General features: G+C 54.2%; 20 protein-coding genes. 12 read left to right on the forward strand and 8 right to left on the reverse strand.

Features of this window, described 5'->3' with window-relative positions:
- Nucleotides 1-13: 13 nt before the first annotated feature.
- Together CLV44_RS01940 and CLV44_RS01945 are read right to left on the reverse strand one after the other, a co-directional pair.
- Nucleotides 14-538: a DUF411 domain-containing protein gene (locus CLV44_RS01940; protein WP_106590421.1), complete on the reverse strand. Its 525-nt coding sequence runs from the start codon at nt 536-538 to the stop codon at nt 14-16.
- Nucleotides 539-589: 51 nt separating this feature from the next.
- Nucleotides 590-976, reverse strand: a complete 387-nt coding sequence (locus CLV44_RS01945) for a hypothetical protein (protein WP_106590422.1) — start codon at nt 974-976, stop codon at nt 590-592.
- 96 nt (nt 977-1,072) lie between these two features.
- Here CLV44_RS01945 and CLV44_RS01950 point away from each other — a divergent pair, with 96 nt between their 5' ends.
- Nucleotides 1,073-1,771 carry a cupin domain-containing protein gene (locus CLV44_RS01950; protein WP_106590423.1) on the forward strand — a complete coding sequence of 233 codons (699 nt, stop codon included), beginning with the start codon at nt 1,073-1,075 and terminating at the stop codon, nt 1,769-1,771.
- A gap of 3 nt (nt 1,772-1,774) precedes the next feature.
- Here CLV44_RS01950 and CLV44_RS01955 read toward each other — a convergent pair whose 3' ends face one another.
- Complete coding sequence (locus CLV44_RS01955) at nt 1,775-2,464, reverse strand: type 1 glutamine amidotransferase domain-containing protein (protein WP_106590424.1); 690 nt, start codon at nt 2,462-2,464, stop codon at nt 1,775-1,777.
- Nucleotides 2,465-2,775: 311 nt separating this feature from the next.
- Between CLV44_RS01955 and CLV44_RS01960 the strand changes: the two genes are divergently transcribed.
- The 5 genes from CLV44_RS01960 to CLV44_RS01980 all read left to right on the forward strand — a co-directional run bounded on the left by CLV44_RS01960 (nt 2,776) and on the right by CLV44_RS01980 (nt 6,924).
- Nucleotides 2,776-3,717 carry a bile acid:sodium symporter family protein gene (locus CLV44_RS01960; RefSeq protein WP_106590425.1) on the forward strand — a complete coding sequence of 314 codons (942 nt, stop codon included), beginning with the start codon at nt 2,776-2,778 and terminating at the stop codon, nt 3,715-3,717.
- Nucleotides 3,718-4,093: 376 nt separating this feature from the next.
- Nucleotides 4,094-4,354, forward strand: a complete 261-nt coding sequence (locus CLV44_RS01965) for a TIGR02450 family Trp-rich protein (protein WP_106590426.1) — start codon at nt 4,094-4,096, stop codon at nt 4,352-4,354.
- Between the two features lie 313 nt (nt 4,355-4,667).
- Nucleotides 4,668-5,426, forward strand: coding sequence for a transporter substrate-binding domain-containing protein (locus CLV44_RS01970; protein WP_106590427.1), 759 nt, complete (start codon nt 4,668-4,670; stop codon nt 5,424-5,426).
- Nucleotides 5,427-5,492: 66 nt separating this feature from the next.
- Nucleotides 5,493-6,164 (forward strand): amino acid ABC transporter permease, encoded by a 672-nt coding sequence (locus CLV44_RS01975; protein ID WP_106590428.1) that lies wholly within the window; start codon nt 5,493-5,495, stop codon nt 6,162-6,164.
- A gap of 13 nt (nt 6,165-6,177) precedes the next feature.
- On the forward strand, nt 6,178-6,924 hold the full coding sequence (locus CLV44_RS01980) for an amino acid ABC transporter ATP-binding protein (protein ID WP_106590429.1): 747 nt from the start codon (nt 6,178-6,180) through the stop codon (nt 6,922-6,924).
- Between the two features lie 66 nt (nt 6,925-6,990).
- Here CLV44_RS01980 and CLV44_RS01985 read toward each other — a convergent pair whose 3' ends face one another.
- Complete coding sequence (locus CLV44_RS01985; protein ID WP_106590430.1) at nt 6,991-7,323, reverse strand: DMT family transporter; 333 nt, start codon at nt 7,321-7,323, stop codon at nt 6,991-6,993.
- 130 nt (nt 7,324-7,453) lie between these two features.
- On the reverse strand, nt 7,454-8,368 hold the full coding sequence (locus CLV44_RS01990; protein WP_170069237.1) for a porin: 915 nt from the start codon (nt 8,366-8,368) through the stop codon (nt 7,454-7,456).
- A gap of 557 nt (nt 8,369-8,925) precedes the next feature.
- Between CLV44_RS01990 and CLV44_RS01995 the strand changes: the two genes are divergently transcribed.
- From CLV44_RS01995 to CLV44_RS02020, 6 genes are all read left to right on the forward strand, one after another.
- Nucleotides 8,926-10,182: an alkaline phosphatase family protein gene (locus tag CLV44_RS01995; RefSeq protein WP_106590432.1), complete on the forward strand. Its 1,257-nt coding sequence runs from the start codon at nt 8,926-8,928 to the stop codon at nt 10,180-10,182.
- Nucleotides 10,183-10,256: 74 nt separating this feature from the next.
- Nucleotides 10,257-11,732 (forward strand): ABC transporter substrate-binding protein, encoded by a 1,476-nt coding sequence (locus tag CLV44_RS02000; protein WP_106590433.1) that lies wholly within the window; start codon nt 10,257-10,259, stop codon nt 11,730-11,732.
- Between the two features lie 131 nt (nt 11,733-11,863).
- Nucleotides 11,864-12,811: an ABC transporter permease gene (locus CLV44_RS02005; RefSeq protein WP_106590434.1), complete on the forward strand. Its 948-nt coding sequence runs from the start codon at nt 11,864-11,866 to the stop codon at nt 12,809-12,811.
- Nucleotides 12,812-12,821: 10 nt separating this feature from the next.
- Nucleotides 12,822-13,715 carry an ABC transporter permease gene (locus tag CLV44_RS02010; RefSeq protein WP_106590435.1) on the forward strand — a complete coding sequence of 298 codons (894 nt, stop codon included), beginning with the start codon at nt 12,822-12,824 and terminating at the stop codon, nt 13,713-13,715.
- The gene (locus CLV44_RS02015; protein WP_106590436.1) at nt 13,712-15,772 is read left to right on the forward strand and encodes a dipeptide ABC transporter ATP-binding protein; all 2,061 of its coding nucleotides are present in this window, start codon (nt 13,712-13,714) and stop codon (nt 15,770-15,772) included. Before CLV44_RS02010 ends, CLV44_RS02015 begins: the two co-directional genes overlap by 4 nt.
- Nucleotides 15,765-16,514 carry an HAD family hydrolase gene (locus tag CLV44_RS02020; protein ID WP_106590437.1) on the forward strand — a complete coding sequence of 250 codons (750 nt, stop codon included), beginning with the start codon at nt 15,765-15,767 and terminating at the stop codon, nt 16,512-16,514. The genes CLV44_RS02015 and CLV44_RS02020 overlap by 8 nt, the downstream gene beginning before the upstream one ends.
- A gap of 706 nt (nt 16,515-17,220) precedes the next feature.
- On the opposite strand, the gene CLV44_RS02025 is transcribed toward CLV44_RS02020, so the two are convergent.
- From CLV44_RS02025 to CLV44_RS02040, 3 genes are all read right to left on the reverse strand, one after another.
- Nucleotides 17,221-18,258, reverse strand: a complete 1,038-nt coding sequence (locus tag CLV44_RS02025) for a hypothetical protein (protein WP_106590438.1) — start codon at nt 18,256-18,258, stop codon at nt 17,221-17,223.
- Nucleotides 18,259-18,434: 176 nt separating this feature from the next.
- The gene (locus tag CLV44_RS02030; RefSeq protein ID WP_106590439.1) at nt 18,435-19,451 is read right to left on the reverse strand and encodes a hypothetical protein; all 1,017 of its coding nucleotides are present in this window, start codon (nt 19,449-19,451) and stop codon (nt 18,435-18,437) included.
- Between the two features lie 366 nt (nt 19,452-19,817).
- Entirely contained in the window at nt 19,818-20,732 is a 915-nt protein-coding gene (locus CLV44_RS02040; RefSeq protein WP_106590441.1) for a LysR substrate-binding domain-containing protein, read from the reverse strand.
- Nucleotides 20,733-20,902: the final 170 nt, after the last annotated feature.

Below are 20,902 nucleotides of genomic sequence, written 5' to 3' on the forward strand. Positions count from 1 at the left end.
GAGCCGCGGTGGATCAGTACTGGGACGGCTGCTCATTGATGGTGGCGTAGACTTCATAATCGCCACCTTTTTTCATCAGCAGCACCTGATAGGGCTGGAAACGGTCGCCCATTTCCATGCCCGGGCTGCCCATCGGCATACCCGGTGCGGTCAGCCCCAGTGCATCCGTCGGCGGATTGGCCAGGAACTGCTTGACCAACTTGGCCGGCACATGGCCTTCAAACAGATAACCCGACTCGGACACAGCGGTATGGCAGGAGTGGAAGCGTCCTTCAATGCCCATATCCAGTTTCATCTGGGTCAGGTTCTGCGGATGGAACGCCTTGGTATCAAAACCATTCTCCTCTGCATGCTCGATCCAGTCTTCGCAGCAACCACAAGTCGGGCTTTTATAGACATTCAGATGTTCAGTCTTGGCTGCTTGCAGCATGACACTGGCCGTGGCATTTTCCTCTGCCGCCAGTGCGTGGCTGGCAGCCCCCATCAACATCAGTCCGGACAGAGCGGATACGATAAAATTCTTGCGCAATGCAAACATGGTGTGTCTCCCGTTATTCATAACTGTAGTGTACTAACCGAGTGCTTCTGATCAGACAAACAGCGTCAGCCTGGGTGGCTGATAGGGCTGTTCAGGAGACTGTTCAGACCAGCGCTGTTCTATCGGCGGTGGTAAGGCTCTGACAACGGCCAGCGTCATGGCAACGGGGACGGTATTAATCCAGGCAGCGCCCTGCGCGCACTCAAGCACACAGTCACTCAGGGTCTCGGCGCAACAGCCAGGCGGCTGGGACGCATCACAATCAGCGTCCATCTCCATGCAGTGTGGCACATGATCGCTCATGACCGATATCGACGTAGAAGCATGTGTCGTCATCAGGTCCGGCAACTGCGCAGCCAACAGCAACAGGCTCAGCAGCAACAGCGGCAAAGCCTGATACACTTTCGGCAAGCTGAATTGAACGGGCTGTCTCGGCACGGGCACTCACTGTCGCGATGGATGAAAACGAACATTAACCTCGGCATTAAAGACACACAAGCATGCCGACAATGGCTATGAACATCAAAGGTGAATATGGTTCCCGACCCGACTCAACACGCATCCCTGCCTGCAGGCCTCAACATGGATTTCAGCCAGCGTCTGGTCATCGATACCCACTCGCTCGACTGGCTGCCCAGCCCGGCACCTGGGGTACGACGCAAGCCGCTGGAACGTGAGCAAAAGGAATCCGGTCATACCACCAGCATTGTGGAATACGCCCCCGGTACCGCGTTTTCCTCCCACCCGCATCCGCTGGGTGAGGAGATTTTTGTCCTTGAGGGCGTATTTTCGGACGAAGACGGCGATTATCCGGCGGGCAGCTATATTCGCAACCCGCCCGGCAGCCAACATGCGCCCTTCAGCCACGAAGGCTGTGTCATTTTCGTCAAGCTGAATCAGTTTTCGCCGGATGACCTGGCCAGTGTCCGCATCCAGGCCCGCACGCAACCCTGGCAACCCGGCGTTGGCGGGCTGGAGGTAATGTCGCTGCATGAATTTGAAGGCGAGCACACGGCGCTGGTGAAATGGCCTGCCGGTGAACGCTTCCAGCCCCACCGTCATTTTGGCGGCGAGGAGATTCTGGTGCTGTCCGGCGAGTTTTGCGACGAATATGGCCGCTATCCCGCCGGCAGCTGGCTGCGCAGCCCACACCTGAGCGAACACTTCCCGTACGTGGATACCGAGACGGTTATTCTGGTCAAGACCGGACACCTGCCACTGCTGACCCGCTGATGATCAGGACGTGCGGGCCTGCAACAGTTTGAGCAGCGCCTGCGCGGACACGTCTGACGAAGCCGGGTTCTGACCGGTCACCAACATGCCATCCACCACCACATGCGGCTGCCAGTCAGCGGCGCGCTCGTAACGCCCGCCATGATCCTTGAGCATATCCTCCACCAGAAAGGGCACCACGTCGGTCAGCTGTACGGCCGCCTCTTCCGTGTTGCTGAAACCGGTCACCGCCTTGCCCTGCACCAGCGGTTGGCCCTGTGCATTACGGGTATGACGCAATACGGCCGGCGCATGACAAACGGCACCGATCGGCTTGCCTGCCGCCTGGAACTGTTCGATCAGCGCAATGGAATCCTTATCTTCAGCCAAGTCCCACAACGGGCCGTGGCCGCCAGGATAGAAAATGGCATCAAAGACCTGTGCATCCACGTCGGCCAGCTTGTCCGTAGCCGCCAACGCTTGCTGAGCGGCCGTATCGGCATTGAAACGCTCGGTCGCAGCCGTTTGTGCATCGGGCGCACTGCTGTTCGGATCGACCGGAGGCTGACCACCCTGCGGTGAAGCCAGTGTGATCTCGGCCCCGGCATCCAGAAAGACATAGTACGGGGCGGCAAACTCTTCCAGCCAGAAACCGGTTTTGTGACCGGTCTCACCCATCTGGTCATGTGATGTCAGTACCATGAGAATATTCATTACGGGCTTTCTCCTTGGGGGAAACGGGTTACGGCTGCAAGCATGGAACAGCCGGCGTTAATCTGCGTCGGGGGCCATCATTCAGGTACATCTCTACGATACTGTGGGCTTTGCCGTTCACATGCGCAAACGGTATATTGCGCTCCCCCGCCCACGAACATGGCCACAAGCCGCCTCGGTGACGGGACCGCCTTTACGCTGCGATCCAGCATTTCATCTGTACTGACTGTATCCAATCGTTATTAGCCACCCTTGGCTGATATCCGGGATTCACGGCAATCGAGTTTCATCCTGTTTGAGGTTATCCCCCAATGCTGACCCGCATTACCCAATTATTCCCCTTGTGGGCGATCCTGTTCTCGGTCTGCGCCTACCTGCAACCGGGCCTGTTTACCGACCTGAAAAGCTATATTGTTCCCCTGCTGACCACCATCATGCTGGCGATGGGACTGACCCTGACCCCGAAGGACTTCCTCAATGTGATCCGCTTTCGTGCTGCAATTGCCGTAGGCGTCGTACTGCAGTTCAGCGTCATGCCGCTGCTGGCGCTGGGCATCAGCCTGGCCCTGGGCTTCAGCCCCGAGCAGACCGTCGGCATGGTGCTGGTAGGCGCGGTCGCGGGTGGTACTTCGTCCAATGTCATGACTTATCTGGCCGGTGGCAATGTGGCACTGTCGATCTCGATGACGGCACTGTCTACGCTGCTCGGTGTCGTGCTGACACCGCTGCTGACCAGTCTGTTGGTCGGCCAAAGCGTGGACGTACCCGTTACCGGCATGTTACTGAGCCTGGTCAAGATCGTACTGGTCCCCGTGGCCATCGGTGTCGCCCTGAATGCTGTTGCCCGCGACCGGATCAAGCAGATCGACCCCGTTCTGCCGCTTATTTCGATGTTCAGCATCGTTATGATCATCGCAATCGTGGTCGCTCTGAACAAAGACAACCTGGCCAGTCAGGGGCTGATCATCGCGCTGGCGGTGATGTTGCATAACGGTCTGGGACTCGCCGCCGGCTATAGCGCCTGTCGCGTACTCGGCTTCGACAGCACCATCAGCCGCACCATCGCGTTCGAGGTAGGCTTGCAGAATTCAGGCCTGGCCACCACCCTGGCAATGAAGTTCTTCACCCCGGTGGCCGCCATCCCAGGCACGATTTTTTCGGTATGGCACAACATTTCAGGCTCTGTTCTGGCCGGTTACTGGTCACGCAAGCCCGCGACGGCAACCAACGAGAAGGTGATCGAGACAGTTTGAAAAATAGGAAAAAGTCCTATATCCACATGCTGCCCCTGATTCATATAATGTGTCCATGTTCAGGGCTGCAAGGACTGCAGCGGAACTCAGCACCGTAGCAACAAGGATGGCAGGATGCACCGCTACACGGATATGGACAGCTGAACAGAGGGGCGTACTCCAGGATGATACGCCTCTTTATTTTTCCCCCGCGTCACCTAACCCCATTCGTTTTGCCCTCCCACTGCTCATAGATCGATCGACACACGAATACTCCAGATCTGCATTCGTTTATCGTTACGTCAAATCCAATCATGTTATCACCTGCGTACACACTCATCTGAACGATAGCTGACCCTGCACCGGCTGTCCGAACCTCTTCCATCAGGTGAGCACCATGCCGAATAATATTTGCCAGCCCTCTATTTCCAAGCCTCGCCGACGGCTGAATCCTCGCAAACTGATGCTCAGCAAGTGGACGGCGGTAACGCCTGAAAACAAGGAAAAGCATTTTATTGTCACTCGGGTTGTTCAACCCGAACATCCTGACGAACCGATTGAGTGGATCGACTTGCAAGCAATACACTCCAAACGGACGCAAACGCTGCGCTGGCATGTATTACTCGACGCACAATGCTGGTTACAGGGGTGGAAGTAGCCTCCTGAATAGACCAGAGCACGATGATTTTATCCACAGACATATCCATTTTCATATATCACGCAAGAAATGAAACACCCCATCAAAAGCATCAAGCTCTCCGAAAAACGCGATAATAATGCCAAAAAAACGTGTTTAACCTGCAAACCGCTAACTTAATGACCCACTGGACAGCACTATCGATTTGATTTTTATAGCCAAAATGAACCATAGTAATACGATGGATTTTGGCGACAGTGGACAGATCATGCTCCACCGTCGAGCTGTTCAGGGCGGTTGGCCGATTCAACCGCTCCACACTTAAGGAGCGATCATGAAGAGCAAATGGCTAAAGACACTGGGTATGGGACTGGCTCTCTCGGCGGCAACCACCGCTGCTCAGGCCGAGACGTTGAAAGTGGTCACCGACCCCAGCTTCGTCCCCTTTGAGATGATGGATCAAGCCACCGGCAAAATGGTCGGCTTCGACATGGATATTCTGGCCGAAGTCGCCAAACGTTCAGGCTTTGAATATGACCTCAACACGCTGGACTTCAACGGCATCATCCCGGCTCTGCAAAGTGGCAATGTGGATATGGCACTGGCCGGCATCACCATCACCGAGGCCCGAGAGAAGATCGTTGATTTCTCCGACCCCTATTACGACTCTGGCCTGCGTATTCTGGTTCGTGCCAACAACGATGGCGTGGACGCACTCCCCGATCTGGAAGGTGCCAAGATCGGTACCAAGATCGGTAGCACCAGCTACAACTTCCTCAAGGACAACCTTGAACAGGATGACAACGTAATCCCCTACCCCGGCAGTTCGGACATGTACATGGCCTTGATGTCCGGTGCCGTTGACGCGGTGTTCTATGATGCGCCCAACGTCGGCTATTTCTCCAGCACCCGTGGCCAGGGCCGCACCAAAACCGTCGGCCCGCTGTACGAAGGCCAGCAGTATGGCATCGCGCTCAAGCAAGGCAGCCCGTGGATGGACGAGGTAAATGCAGCATTGGCCGATATGAAAGCCGATGGCACCTACAAGACCATCTATGAAAAATGGTTCGGCACCATGCCGAACAGCCAGTAATCCTGACCGGGCCGGCCATCGATCAGCGTCGGCCCCTCCCGCCTGTTCATTACGGAGCATTCATTCGTGGAATCCCAGTTTCAATTCGACTGGCAAGCAGCACTCGACGCCGTTCCCTTTCTGCTCAAGGGCGCGCCCTATACCCTGATGATCTCGTTCGGCGGCCTGCTCGTCGGCTTTGCGCTTGGCATCCTGTTCGGTCTGCTCAGCCTCAACCGCCGCTGGTACCTGCGCTGGCCCGCAACCGCGTATATCGAAGTCTTCCGTGGCACACCGATTCTGGTCCAGGTCCTGTTCATTTTCTACGGCCTGCCTGACCTTATCGGAGCGCCGATCGACCCGATCACGGCAGCTATTGCAGCGATTGCCTTCAACTCGGGAGCCTATATTTCTGAAGTGGTTCGCGGCGGCGTGCAATCGATCGCCAAGGGCCAACGCGAAGCCGGGCTGTCACTGGGCCTGTCTCGCACCCAAACCTTCTGGACCATCATCTGGCCTCAGGCGTTTCGCCGCATGATTCCACCACTGGGCAACCAGGCGATCGTCAGCATCAAGGACACGTCTCTGTTCTCGGTGATCGGCGTCGGCGAACTGGTGCGCCAGGGTCAGGTTTATATTGCCAATACCTTTACCGCGTTCGAGGTCTATTTCGTGGTCGCGATCATGTATCTGATCATCACACTGTCACTCTCCTTCCTGCTGCGCCTGATCGAGCGCCGTGGAATGACTGCAGCCTGAGGACCGGTTTTTCATGTCGTATATTGTTGAAATCAATCAACTGAACAAGTCGTTCGGCCAGCATCACGTACTCAAGGACATCGACCTTCAAGTCGAAACCGGGGAAGTGGTCGTTATCATCGGTGCCAGCGGCTCAGGCAAATCCACCTTGATCCGCTGCATCAACGGACTGGAAGAGTACAACAGCGGTTCATTGGTCGTGGACGGCCATGGACTCGAACCGCACGGCGGCAACCAGAAAGCGCTGAACGCCATTCGCAAGGAAGTGGGCATGGTGTTCCAGCAGTTCAACCTGTTCCCCCACCTCAGCGTGCGCCGCAATATCATGCTGGCACCCATGAAGGTGAAAGGGGTCAATCAGGCGGATGCTACCGATACGGCTGATCGCCTGCTGGAACGGGTCGGCATTGGCAGCCAGGCCGAGAAGTATCCCAATCAGCTGTCCGGTGGCCAGCAGCAGCGCGTAGCGATCGCCCGCGCCCTCGCCATGGAACCTCGGCTGATGCTGTTCGATGAACCCACATCAGCACTGGACCCGGAAATGGTCGGAGAAGTGCTGGATGTTATGCGCGAGCTGGCCCGTGAAGGGATGACGATGATTGTAGTGACACATGAGATGGGCTTTGCCCGTGAAGTTGCCGACCGTGTGATCTACATTCATGAAGGCCGAATAGTGGAACAGGGGCCACCGGACCAGGTGTTCGACAACCCGCAAAACGAACGTACCCAAGCGTTTTTGTCACGGGTATTGTCACATTAAATCAAACACTCCTGCTGCGCGAAGTGCTCACCGCATGATCCTGTCCGCGGCGAGCACCTTCAATGCTCAGTGTTCACCAACAGTGGAAAACAGGTTGATCACCATGATACCGGCCAAAATCATGCTCATGCCAGCCACTGTGGCAAGATCCAGTTTTTGGCCGTAAAGCCACCAACTTACCAGCGCGATAAGCATCAAACCGACGCCAGACCAGACCGCGTAGGCGACCCCGACCGGTATTGTTTTCAACGTCAGTGACAAAAAATAGAAGGCGATCAGGTAGCCCACCACCACAATGACCGAAGGCATGAGGCGTGAGAAACCTTCGCTGGATTTCAGTGCGGTGGTGGCAATCACCTCGGCCACTATAGCGATGGAGAGAAAAAGCCAGTTTTGCATGTACTTGCCCTGCTCAGACGTTGCCGGATGGTCCGACAGCTGTCGGATGTATCGCGATTATAGGGAGGCTATTGCCCAACTCAAAACACAAAAAGGAGGCATCATGCCTCCTCTTGAATATCCGCTAACATCAGAAATTGAAGTTCATACCCACATGGATCACATTTGAGTCTTCGATACCGTAAAGGGTTCCATCCCAGGCCATCGCTTCAACCCATACCAACACATCTTTATGCAGGCTGCGCTGATAGGCCAGAATCACCGCATCGAAGTCATCCACACCCGCATCATCATCCAGACTGGACACACCAACGGTGTACAGATTTTTGCCGGACGGAATACCCACCAGTGCATCGAAACCGGAACCGGTATCTTCACGATCCATCCAGGCACCATTGATGTAATAGCCATTCCCGGCATAGGATGCCGACACACCATAGATATCATGATTGTTGGCCGCATCGGTATAAGCGGCTCCCAACGTCAGCTTGCCGATACTGTAGTTGGCACCCAGCTGGTTCTGTCCTTCCTCACCATTGTCATCATCATCGATCTGCACCAGCGCCTTCAGTTTCAGACCTGCCAGGTCGGGGCTTTCATACAGCGCGGACTGACCGATACGGGAGCCTCCATCCAGGGTGTAATACACCGGTGCCGAATCCCACCACATGTAATCGCCATAATAGCCAACCGCATCATAGAACGGTGAGGATACCTTACCGCCGGAGATCGCCCCCCAGTCACCGCGCAGACCCAAATGACCATAGCGCATGTCACCAATACTATCGCCTTCATTATCCAGATTAACCGCCACTTCATATTTGGCAAAAGCCTTAAGGCCTTCGCCGAGATCACGCTCGCCTTTCAGGCCGATACGAGAAGACGCATCCTTGTATTCGGTGTCATCGGCATTTTCCGCATGTTCCAGCATGATACGAAGGCTGCCGTAAAAATCGATACCGGTATCCGCAATTTCAACCGCTTGGGCCGTTATCGGTGCGGCGACTGCGCCCGCCAGTGCAAGACAGATCAATTGTTTCTTCATGGTTTTCATCAGCTCGGTTATAGGTTACCGGTGGCCCGCATCATATTCCGGCCACTCGTAATGCGTGTTCTGCCTGAAAACAACAGCGGCCACTGGGACCGCTGAAAATGAAGGGGAGTCTTCGCTTCAGGCTTGGTGCGGGATGCATTCTCAAGGACTGGATGCAGACTCGAAAACGGAGAAAAACGAAACGCAGCGATAGAAAAACTATTGATTTATCCGAGCAACCGGAACAACGGGCGCTGTGCACTCAATACCACACAACATCGAATATAAATAAATATTTATGCCATAAAAATGAAACACCATTTAAACATATCACCGATACAGAACAGAAAATGTCTTATTGATAACCTTGCTTACACCTTCGTCTTCTTAATTCTAGTCCTGCACACAACCGTAGACACCGACAATCAAAAAAAAACCCACAATCAGCCAATAGTTTTTCTAAACCATGACTTGGAAAAACTGCCGAATATGACCGTTTTTTATCATATTTTTGACACACCGACTTTCTAACCTTGCGCCATCGATTTCAAACATTTGGACGTAGCGCCATGGGCAAACTGATTATGATCATGATCGACGGTATCAGCGCCGATCATTTTGAACATTACCGCCAGCACCTGCCGAATCTGGACCGGCTGGCCCGCACTGGTACCCAATTGCAGGCGTTAAAGCCCGAGATGTGTGGTACTTCCTGCCCGGGACGCACCTCGATGATTACCGGCGTATCACCTGCCGAACACGGCATCTACGGCAATCATATCTGGACCGACGATGGTTTTCGCTGGGCCAATCCCTATGACGTACGCGGAGACACCCTGCCTGCACTGGCTGTCCGTCAGGGACTGGACGTTGCCAACCTCGGTTACGGCATGGTGCGTCCCGAAGACTGCAACCTCTATATCGGCCCTTGGTGGGCAGACGAAATGCTGATGCGCGGCAAGGATGCGACACCTGAACCTGCTGATGAAGGCTGGCTACGAGCTGCGAGCATTCATGATCCAGAAGGCCGTTTGGCCGCACTAGATGCTGAAACAGTGGTCTCGCCCAATCGCTCTGATGAACACAAGCTGCAACTGGGCATGCTGGCAGATCAGCAACTACTTGATCTGGCCGCCGGTCTGGCCGGTTCCGAACAAGCGCCGGATTTTATTTTGCTGGAGATCGCCATCACCGACTATTTTCTGCACAAATACGGTGCCGACCATGATCTGTCCCGCTGGTCACTGCGCACCGCCGATGCCCAGATTGGCACTTTGCTGGCGCGACTGGAGCACGCCGGTGTGCTGCAACAATACAACTTTGCCATTTGCAGCGATCACGGCCACGCACCCATGCCGAAGGGACTGTATGTAGATCGTCTGCTCGGCCATGACATCAACTGGTCCAGCGAAGGCGGTGTACTGCTGATTCGGCCAGCGAACGCCCAGCAGGCCAAATACGTGACCGATATTCTGGTTGGCGAAGGAATAGAGCCCTGCAATACCGATTTCATGCCGGCCACAGCAGCAGATGAATTGTTGGCTTTCACCGTACCAGAAGACTCCGGCATCAGCTTTGAAGCCGCATTGCCGGGGACTGATGGGTTTTATGGGCCATCCAAGTACCGCTCCAATCATGGCATGCGCCCCGGCACACCAGCCGACTACCGTTTCTGCATTTTCAGCGGCCCCGATATCCCACAGAAACAACTGGGCATCGCCGAATGCATCCGCTTTGCCCCAACCCTCGCCGATATCCTTGGCGTAGAAACACCTTGGGCTGCCCGCTCACTGCTGAGCAGCAATGTCGACGTGAACGCGGCTTGAGCCGCGTCCCCTGTCGCACTTGAACAACCCGTCCAAACTTCCAACAACCCGATTCATATAAGCAGGACACACCCATGAAATATTTGATGACTTCTCTGGTAATGGCCTCAGCCCTGGCAAGCAGTGTTGCCGCAGCTGGCACCATCCGTCTGGGTCATGATGTCGGCTATGCCGGTGCCGAGTCACTGGACCCGATCTCGCCGAGCCGCTTCTTCGAAGCCAACCAGATGCTCTACTCCCGCATGATCCGCCAGGGCCAGGATGGCCAGCCAAGCCCGGAGCTGGCCACCGAGTGGTCCCCCTCTGCGGATGCAAAAACCTGGACCTTCCAGCTGCGCAAAAACGTCAAGTTCCACGACGGGTCCGACTTGACCGCCGCCGATATCAAATACACCCTGGAGCGCATCAACGATCCGAAAATTGCCTCCCCGGTCGCCGCCGTGCTTGGCATCATCGAGCAGGTCAAGGTACTGGATGATTACCGTTTCGAGATCAAGCTATCTTCGCCTCACGCCGACCTGCCGTTGCTGTTGATGGACTACCGTGTGCGCATTATTCCGGAAAACAGCGGTGACACCATTGCCAAAACCGGTATCGGTTCCGGCCCATTCATGCTTGAGGAGATGGACTCCGAAGGCACAACCGTGCTGGCCGCCAACCCGAACTACTGGGAAGGCAAGCCGGCGGCGGATGGTGCCGAGCTGATCGGTATCCCTGACTCCCAGGCACGTGTGCAGGCTTTGATGGCTGGCCAGGTGGATCTGGAGCAAAGCATCACGGCTCAGCAGAAACGTCTGTTCCAGAACAACCCTCAGTTCAAGCTGCAAACCATCGCCACCGGTGAATGGCGTGGCTTGGCGTTCCGCACCGACATGGCACCGTTGGATAACCCCAAGGTGCGCAAAGCCCTGCGCATGGTGGTAGATCGTCAAGAGATGATGACGCTGGTTTCGGGTGCTGACGCGGGCATCGTCACCTGTGACCACCCGGTTTGGTCCGGCGATCAATACCGTACGGAAATCGACTGCTCCCAGGATATCGCAGGCGCCAAGAAGCTGTTGGGTGAAGCCGGCTATCCGGACGGTATCGAAGTGACCATTAGCGCCGCCGACAATGAGCCGGAATGGATTCACATGATCGAGGTGTACCAGCAGCAGGCGGCCAAGGCCGGCATCACAGTCAACCTGAACATGGTGCCGTCTGATGGTTACTGGAGCGATGTTTGGATGAAACATCCGGCCTCTGCTTCACGCTGGTCACAGCGTCCGGCAGACCAGGTGCTGAACGAAGTATTCCGTTCAACGTCTGCTTGGAATGAAACCTTCTTCAACAACCCCGCCTTCGACCAGGCCTTGGATGACGCCCGCTCCGAACTGGACTTTGAGCAGCGCAAGGCACTGTACGCCAAGCTGCAGACTCTCCTCTGGGAAGAGGGCGGTGAGCTGATCCCTTACCACCTGAACCAGACCCGTGCCCTGCGCAGTAACGTGACCGGCCTGGACCCGGTAGAACAGTTTTCTATTCGCTGGCACAAAGTGGATGTGAACTAAGCCACACCAGCCTGCCTGTGGATACTGTTGTCCGCAGGCATTTTCTGCCGGGCCCTCTGCACAACGGCACCCGTAACGGCCGTTATGCAGAGGGTATCCGGCGTACTGTGCAACCCAATGATTGAAAACTCATGCTGAAATTGATCCTGCAGCGGCTCGCCATGGCCCTGTTTACCCTGTTGACCGTTTGTGTACTGGTCTTTTCCATCACCGAGGCTCTGCCCGGCGATGTCTGCACCGCCTATCTGGGCCGTGATGCACACGGCGTACGGCTGGAAAACTGCCGTCAGGCACGCAACCTTGATCAACCGGCGCTGCAACGCTTTGCCGACTGGGGCAGCGGCGTGCTGCAGGGCAGCCTTGGTATCTCGGTCAAGCGTGACAAACCGATCAATGATCTGGTGGCCACTCGCATGCGCAACACCGCCGTGCTCGCGCTGGGCGCGGCCGTGATCGGTATCCCGTTGGCGATTTTCCTTGGTGTAATTGCCGCGCTGAGGCGTGACCGCCCCGCCGATATACTGATCTCCGGCGGCTCCATTTTCGCCATGACCATTCCCGAGTTCGTCACCGCGACTCTGCTGGTACTGGTTTTTTCGATCCAGTTGCAATGGTTTCCAGCCGTGACGACGGTGCGCCACAGCGCCCCGATCAGTGAACTGCTGCCCAACATCGTATTGCCGATGATAACCCTGGCATTGGTGATGATGGCGCACATCCTGCGCATGGTGCGCTCGGCGATGATCGATGTGATGGCCAGTGACTTTGTACAGATGGCCCGACTCAAGGGCGTGCCGTTTTGGCGTATCGTCTGCGTGCATGCGCTGCCCGCCGCCATGCTGCCAACCATCAATATCATCGCGCTCACCGTAGCCTGGCTGCTGGGCGGCGCGGTGATCATCGAGCAGGTATTCAACTACCCCGGCATCGGCACCCTGATGATTCGTGCCATCTACGATCGCGATCTGCCTTTAGTACAGGCCATTGCACTGATTCTGGCCTCGGTTTACGTACTGTGCAACCTGCTTGCCGACCTGTCGTCGCTGGCGTTGAACCCTCGCCTTAGAACGGCCCGCTAGGAGACTTTTGATGACTGCAATCCCTTTGAACATGCCTCTCACCGCAGCCGCACCGGTCTCTCGCTGGCGTCAAGTATGGAGCAACCTGCGCCGCTCGCCCTCGGGCATGACCGGGCTGAGCATTCTGCTGTTACACCTGCTGATGGCCCTGCTCGCCCCGTGGCTGGCACCCCATGACTGGACGCTGCAGAACGGTTACCAAATGCTGCAGCCACCCAGCGCAACTTACTGGTTCGGTACCGACCATATGGGGCGCGATCTATTCAGCCGCACGTTAATGGGCGGTCGTGAGGCCATTACCGTAACCCTGCTCGGCACGCTGTTGGCGGTGAGTTGGGGCGGTTTGGTCGGTATGACGCTGGGCTTCATTGGTGGGCGTATAGATGCCTGGCTGATGCGATTCATCGATGCACTGCTGGCGATTCCCTGGTTGCTGTTCCTGCTGCTGGTAATCGCATTGGCTGGCCAGCAGACCTGGACGTTGGTGCTGACCCTCGGTTTCTTCTTCGGCATCGCTGTGGTGCGCGTGGTACGTGGTGCGACGCTGGAATACGTGCCGCGTGACTTCGTACTTGCCGCACGTACCCGTGGCGAATCCCGCTTCACCATTGTGGTCCGCGAGCTACTGCCCAACGTGCTCGACGCCCTGCTGGTAGAAACCGCCATGCGCTGGGCCTGGATGCTGCTGGCGTTCAGCTCGCTTTCATTCCTCGGCTTCGGCGTCGTACCGCCAACACCGGACTGGGGCCTGATGATCGCCGACAGCCGCGGCATGATTTCCATCGCGCCCTGGGCGGTGATTTTCCCGGCTCTGGCTCTATCCACGCTGATCATCAGCATCAATCTGACCGCCGATGCACTGGCCAAGGCGATTGGCCTCGACCGCGCCAAGGCCCCCGTATGAGTGAACTGCTGATCATGAACACGACGATGACTCCCATACTGAACGTACAGAACCTCACCCTTGGATACACCAACGCCAACGGGCGGTTGGTGAGCGTGCTGCGCAATATCAACCTGCAAGTAGCCCCCGGCGAAGCACTGGGACTGGTCGGCGAGTCCGGCTGCGGCAAGAGCACCCTCGCACTCGCGATGATGGCCTTTCTGCGTACTGGCTCTCAGGTACAGAACGGCAGCATTCACTTCCACGACCAGGACCTGTTTGCGCTCAAGCCCAAGTCGCTTCAGTCTTTGCGCGGCGGCCGCATCGGCCTGATCCCACAGAACGCGGGTCAATCACTGACACCAACGCTGAAAATTGGCGCCCAACTCCATGAGGCCCTGCACCTGCATTCCGACCTGCCCCGGAGTCAGTGGCACCAGCGCGCCATCGAATTGCTGCAGCAAGTACGCCTGCCCTCACCCGAAGCCATGCTGGACCGCTACCCGCACCAGCTATCCGGTGGTCAGCAGCAGCGTGTAGCCGTCGCCATGGCACTGGCGGGCCAGCCAGAGCTGCTGGTTCTGGATGAACCTACCACCGGCCTCGACGTCACCACTCAGGCCCATATTCTGGAACTGCTGCGTACCCTGCGCCAGGAACTGGGCATGGCAATGGTATTCGTCAGCCACGACCTCGGCGCCGTGGCCCGGGTGTGCGAGCGCATCGCCGTGATGTACGCCGGAGAAGTCATCGAGCAGGGCAGCAGCCGCGAGGTGTTGCTGCAGCCCACTCATCCTTATACCCGAGCCTTGCTCAATGCGATCCCGCGCCTGGATACCAAAGGCCTGCCGCCGTCATTGCCGGGTTATCCACCCAAGGTGGGCTCGGTCACTCAAGGCTGTGCGTTCGCCAGCCGTTGCTCCCATGTACAGCCAACCTGCCACACTGATGATGCGCCACTGACAAACTTGTCTGCACATCAGGTACGCTGCCACTTTGCCGGTGAACTACACAACACCCCGGCAACGTCCAAGGTCATCACGCTGCCGGTCCAACGCAGCAAAGAGCCACTGCTGAGACTGGAACAGGTACAGATCAGTTACCATCGACCGGGACTGATGGATGCTCTTCTGCACCGTCCGGCGCCGATAGCAACCGTGGACGGCATCGACCTGCAGCTGAAAAAAGGGGAAACCCTTGCCCTGGTCGGCGAATCCGGCAGTGGGAAATCCACTATCATGCGCGCGATCAGCGGTATTCATTCCGCACGCACTGGCGAGATCCGGCTCAATCAGGATGACCTCAACCGGCCGGTTGAACAGCGCAGCAAGGCTCTGAAGCGCCGGGTACAGATGATCTTTCAGAACCCCGATGCCTCACTGAACCCGCGCCACACCGTGTTTGAAATTCTGCAGCAACCGCTCAGACTCTACTTCGGTCTCAACCATGATGCCAGCCGGGAAAAAGCCACCGAGCTGCTGTCCCTGGTCCGGCTGGCACCGCACTATCTCGACCGCCTGCCCGGCCAGCTATCCGGCGGCGAGAAACAGCGCGTCGCCATTGCCCGCTGTTTCGCCGGTGACCCGGACCTGATTCTCTGCGACGAGGTGACCTCGGCACTGGACGTTTCGGTACAGGCTGCCGTACTTAAATTGCTTAAGGAGTTGCAGCAACAGCGCGGCGTAACCTATCTTTTCATCGCCCATGATCTGGCGGTGGTGAAGGCAATCGCCGATCAAGTGGCGGTGTTATATCAGGGCCGTCTCTGTCAGGTGGGACCTGTAGACGAGGTTTTCTCTGGTCATCACCACCCCTACACCCGCACCTTGCTCAACGCGGTACTGGAACCGGACCCGGATCATCAGCCCGTCATTCAGGGCGAAGACAGCCCGGAGCAGCATCCGCCAGCCCGTGGCTGCGCCTACCAGCGCCGCTGCTCATTGGCAGAACCGCGTTGTAAAGAGCAGACGCCGCCCTGGCAGCAAGACGGAAACAACCGTATCCGCTGTCATCTGAACCTGAGCAAGCTGGCTACCCTGATCGACCGGCCACAATTGATCAAGACCGCCAATGGCTAGACCTGCCTACCCACAATACTGGCCAGCGGCCCCGTCCCGCTGGCCTCTTTGCAGTGCACAGACTCAACACAAGGACAACACCATGCCGCTGGCCATCTATGACCTGGATGAAACCCTGATCAACGCCGACTGCTCGCTGCTATGGCTGCAATTCCTGATCGATCGGGGGCTGACCGACCCGGCGATCATGGATGATGCCAGGCATCTGGATCACCTTTACCATCAGGGTGAGCTGGACATGCACCACTACGTGGCGTTGCAGCTACGTCCGCATATCGGCCAGACACTGGCCGAAGCCACGCGAGAGGTTGATCTGTTCATTCGAGAGTATGTGCAGCCGTGCATTCGACCTTCGGCAGTTGAGAGTATCCGTCGCCACAAGGCACGCGGTGACCGCTGCCTGGTGATCTCCGCCTCGATCGATTTCCTGGTGGAGCCGATCGCCGCGCATCTGGGCATCGAGGACGCCATCGGCGTGCGTATCGAACTGGACCAGGGCCGCATCACCGGTCGTGCCGACGGGCCGATCTGCTTCCAGGAAGGCAAAGTATTGCATCTGAATCGTTGGCTGGAGCAGCAGGGCGAAAACACCGAAGGCAGCTGGTTCTACTCCGATTCCCATAACGACCTGCCGCTGTTGGAGCAGGTCGACTTTCCTGTTGGTGTCAGCCCAGACACACGTCTGGCCAATGTGTGTAAACAGCGTGGTTGGGCAATAGTTAACTGGGAATATGCTAAGTAATAAAGATTAATCTTTTAAAACAGCAGGCGGTAATATAAACCATAGGGAACTGGTGAATGGCAAAAATATTTTCCGCCTTTTTTATTCTAATCTTATAAATGTGAAATCTTTAATGATAGTACCATTTTATATAAAAAATTCTTTTTGCCTGATTATTTCTTGGAATAAGTCATAAAACTCAACTTCATTACCAATGTTATATATGCAACCATTTCTGTTTTCTCTATCATAAATTATGATATGACGAGATAGAAAAAAACCTCCTCTTTTTATCAGGGATGATGAGACATTTCTTTTGAAAGTGGTGACCTGATGCTGCAATATTGGTAATTTTGGATTGATTAAATAGGTTCTATTATAAGCTTCACCATAGTTTGCTATTTTTTCTTCACTAAAACCATATCTGATGAATTTTTGAATATCTTCAGGTGTTTTTTAAAATTTATACGCTTTTTGAAAATCGCTCTCAGCTATAAATGCTTTTTCTAGAGTATTAATGTTTTTTGATTTTTCTTGTACTCTAACATGTTCAGGGATTATTAAAAGGATAGTTGTAATTAATATTTTAGATAGTAAGCTATTATATTGCTTCATGTTAAAGTCGGACAGATTTTTACCATTTTTTAGGGTGTAAATCATATTGCACTAGGGACCATTATTTGATCGAAGCTAAAGCTTCTGCAATTTTTATCTTTATGTGCCCAGGTTAATCCTCAAGATCATAGGGGTTAATCAGTGCTTTCCACGTTTTACCATCGAACAAAACGGCATTATTAGGCCCATAGGAAAGCAAAACGCCATGCCCTGAGGTCACGTGCTGAAAACTGAACTGGGCATCATGCCCAAGACCACTGAAGTCGACCCTTGTGACCTCATTATTCTCCAGTACGAACAAACCCCAACTATTACTCAAATACAGACGATCCTTGAACCAGGTCGCATCTTCAAAGCCAACACTCATTGTTGCGACTGAATGGGGTATCAACTCCCAATGCTCAGTGCCGTTACGGTAATAGCCTTTGATTAAATCGCCCCAGGTACTGGTGATGTAGACATAGCCATCATCAGCACAGACAAGGTTATTCAATATGCTATTGACCGGTGGATTCAGTTGCAGCCAACGCTCGCCATTGTAGTGCCAGAGATCCCCCATCCCACCACAGGCATATAGATCCTGTTCGCTGAAACCATCAAATGAGAGAAAAGCAATGGTGGGCAGACTGTCATCGACACCTGTCTCCCGATAGGCTTTCTGGCGAGCCCACATCTGTTCCATCAGTATGGGGTGCTGCTGTTCATCTGTCAGGGTAATCCAACGCTTCTTGTCAATCCGCTTTAAAAGCTTGTGGTGAGTACCACAGGCATAGATATGGCCTGCAATATTACGCAAACACTCAACAGAAACTTCAGTACGCTGACTTCCGCGAAACTCATCCTGATCCAAGGTATATTGCGGGAATACTTTGGGTGTATCACGGGTTTCATAAGCACGACCCTCTTCGCTTGTGATCAAGAACCCGTTAGTACCGGTGTGAATAATTTTTGGATTTTTAAAACCGCCATCCCATTTTATACTTGAGACATTTCCAGTAGATATATTAATTGATATTCCTCTTGTACGGTAATCGTAATCATCATCATCTGACAGCTCCTGCGCAACAAAGCTAATCAATTCTGGTTTTGCAACAGTTCCATTAAGTAAACTGAAGCCTTCAATATTTTTTTCGTAATCTTCACGTTTCATCAATTAGTCCTCCATTACTTCTTCGCTATTGCTATCTGCAGCCGTTCGCTTTCTTATCAACTGCTGACTTTATCGTCTACAGCTTTTTATGTGGAGTTGGAAAATCGCTTAAAGGTGTGGCTTGATAAGGCCGAAAAATTAAAAAAATTGGACTCTCGTTGAGTATGTATCTTGCCTTAAACCAGCGGTGGGCCGATAACTTCAACCCACTCGGTACCGTCAAACAGCAAAGCCTGTTCAGGCCCATAGGAAAGCAGCATTTCGGGACATGCATCCACACTCAAAAAGGAAAACTGAGCAGGGCCTTCCTCAGGGAATACATACCGGTGGTATTGACCATCTTCCAAGTACCCCAATTCATAGTCGCTACCAAGCCAAACCTTGCCATCAAACCAGGCCATACCATGGTATGCCAAAGCAGGTGCATCCATGACTTCCCAATGACCGTTTCGTCCCCGAACAACCGGTCCGTTTCGACCGGTCACATATACCTGACCGTCTCCCGCACAGAGCACACTATCAATCATCCGCGGATACTCTGGCAAAGCCATTTCATTCCATACGCCATTTAGGTAAGCCCAAAGTGTTTGCTCGCCGCCAGCATAGATTTCACTCTCACTGAACCCATCGAACGCATAAAAGCCGACATTGGCATTTAGAAAACCACCATCACGTTTTTTTATGAAATCCATATGCTTGAAAAGATCTGGGTGATCTTGTCGATCAGTCAAGTCCGTCCAGATGCCGGGTCCATCTCGACGAAAAAGCTTGTTGAGTTGACCGCAAGCATATAGATGATCACCAACTACCCGTAACTGATAACCACCTTTGGTATACCCATCCCACTCCTCCCTGGGTTTGCCAATATCTACATAACCTGTGTCACGCTCACCAACTTCAAACATATCAGTTAATGTTATAGTGCGCCCTTCCTTTTGGAAGATGATAGATTGGAAGTAGCCCACGTTATATACGTTAGAAATGTGAAATCCGTTGTTATTTTTTATCCTGCTGGGTGAATAAGTCAGAACTCTACTGTCGAAATCATATATGCTCCTCATGCCATCATCTTCGCCCAGCCATTCTTTTAGCATGATTTGAAAATTCTCTGGATCTGAAATCGTTGCATAAATAATCTCAAAACCCTCGATCATTTCATCATATTGTATTTCAATAAAGTTATATCGATTCATTTTTATATGCTGTGATTTTTGTAATTAAGGTACGATTTGATAAAATCAAATAGATATTTTTTTAAAAAATATCAAATTTATTTAGAATGATGTTTATATTGAAAAATAGCCATTAAAGTAATGGCAGGCTATTTTGCTTTGGTTTGGCTACTAGGGCAGGGAGGGATTAAGAAGGGTGAATGCATGATATCTATCCTTGAATATGCGGTAGTGCATCCTGCACTATGCGGAAAATTGTTGTCAGACAATGCCACGGGCAGAGTGAAAGTTCAACCGAGCCTTTTGTCGAAGAAGGCGCTGTTGGCTTTCTTCACGCCCGTCCGTTAAATGGTTTTAGCTTTTTAAAGCAAGCTAAAACGACGCAAATCAGCGCCGAATATACTGCTCTTCCCGCTCCAGCGTCGCCTGCAGCCAATCGCGGAAGGCGATCACCTTGGGCGACGGTGGCTTGTTGGGCAGCACCAGATAGTGTGCGCCCGACGCTTTCAGTGTGAAGGGGTGTGCCTGTAGCAGTTTGCCTTCATCCATCAGCGGCTTGAGGTTGAAACTGCGTGCCAATAGCAGGCCGATGCCGTTGCAGGCGGCGTCAAAAGCAGCGGTGCTGGTGTCGCACTCCAACACCGGCAACGGCATCAGGTTGGCCAGTCCCTGCTGACGAAACCACTGCTGCCAGCTTTCCTTTTCACCGATGATGGTAATCAACGGCACCTGCAGAATTTTCATCGCGTCTTCATCGACCGGGTAACGCTGTAAAAACTCCGGGCTGCCGACGACTACCAGTTGCTCCCGCGTCATCCGCTCGACCTGCATGCCACTCCAATTGCCGTAACCATTGGAAATCTCGATATCAGCTTCTTCCACTTCGTCCTGCGAGGGCCATACCGCCGACATCAGCCGCAAGCGGATGCCCGGGTGTTGCTGATAAAAGCCACTGAGCCGCGGCATCAGCCAACGCTGCAGAAAACTGCTGCCGCATTTCACCGTCAACAGGGCGCGGTGATCCGAGCCAAACAACTCGTTAGTGCCGGATTGCAGGATATTAAACGCTTCAGTCAGCACTGGCAGGTAGGCGCGGGCGGCGTCGGTCAACTCCAGCTTGCGCGGCGTACGGATGAACAGCTGAGTATCCAGGTACTCCTCCAGGAGTTTCACCTGCTGGCTGACCGCCCCTTGAGTCACGTACAGCTCTTCGGCAGCACGGGTAAGGCTGCGCAGACGGGCAGCGGCCTCAAAACTTTTCAAGGCTTTCAACGGTGGCAAAGGTTTGTGGTTGTGCTTCATTGATCACATCACCGGATAGGTGTGACTGGGCCAAAGACCCAGAAAAACTGAGAGATAGACGATACTATGCGACAAATAGCAGAGTTTTGTGGCAGAAATATGTCAGCGGCTACGTCTAAAAATCTTTTCAGCCCCTGAAACCATAACTGATGCAGCCAACCCCTCATGCC

The organism is Marinobacterium halophilum, from assembly GCF_003014615.1.
In the GTDB taxonomy this organism is placed as follows: Bacteria; Pseudomonadota; Gammaproteobacteria; order Pseudomonadales; family Balneatricaceae; genus Marinobacterium; species Marinobacterium halophilum.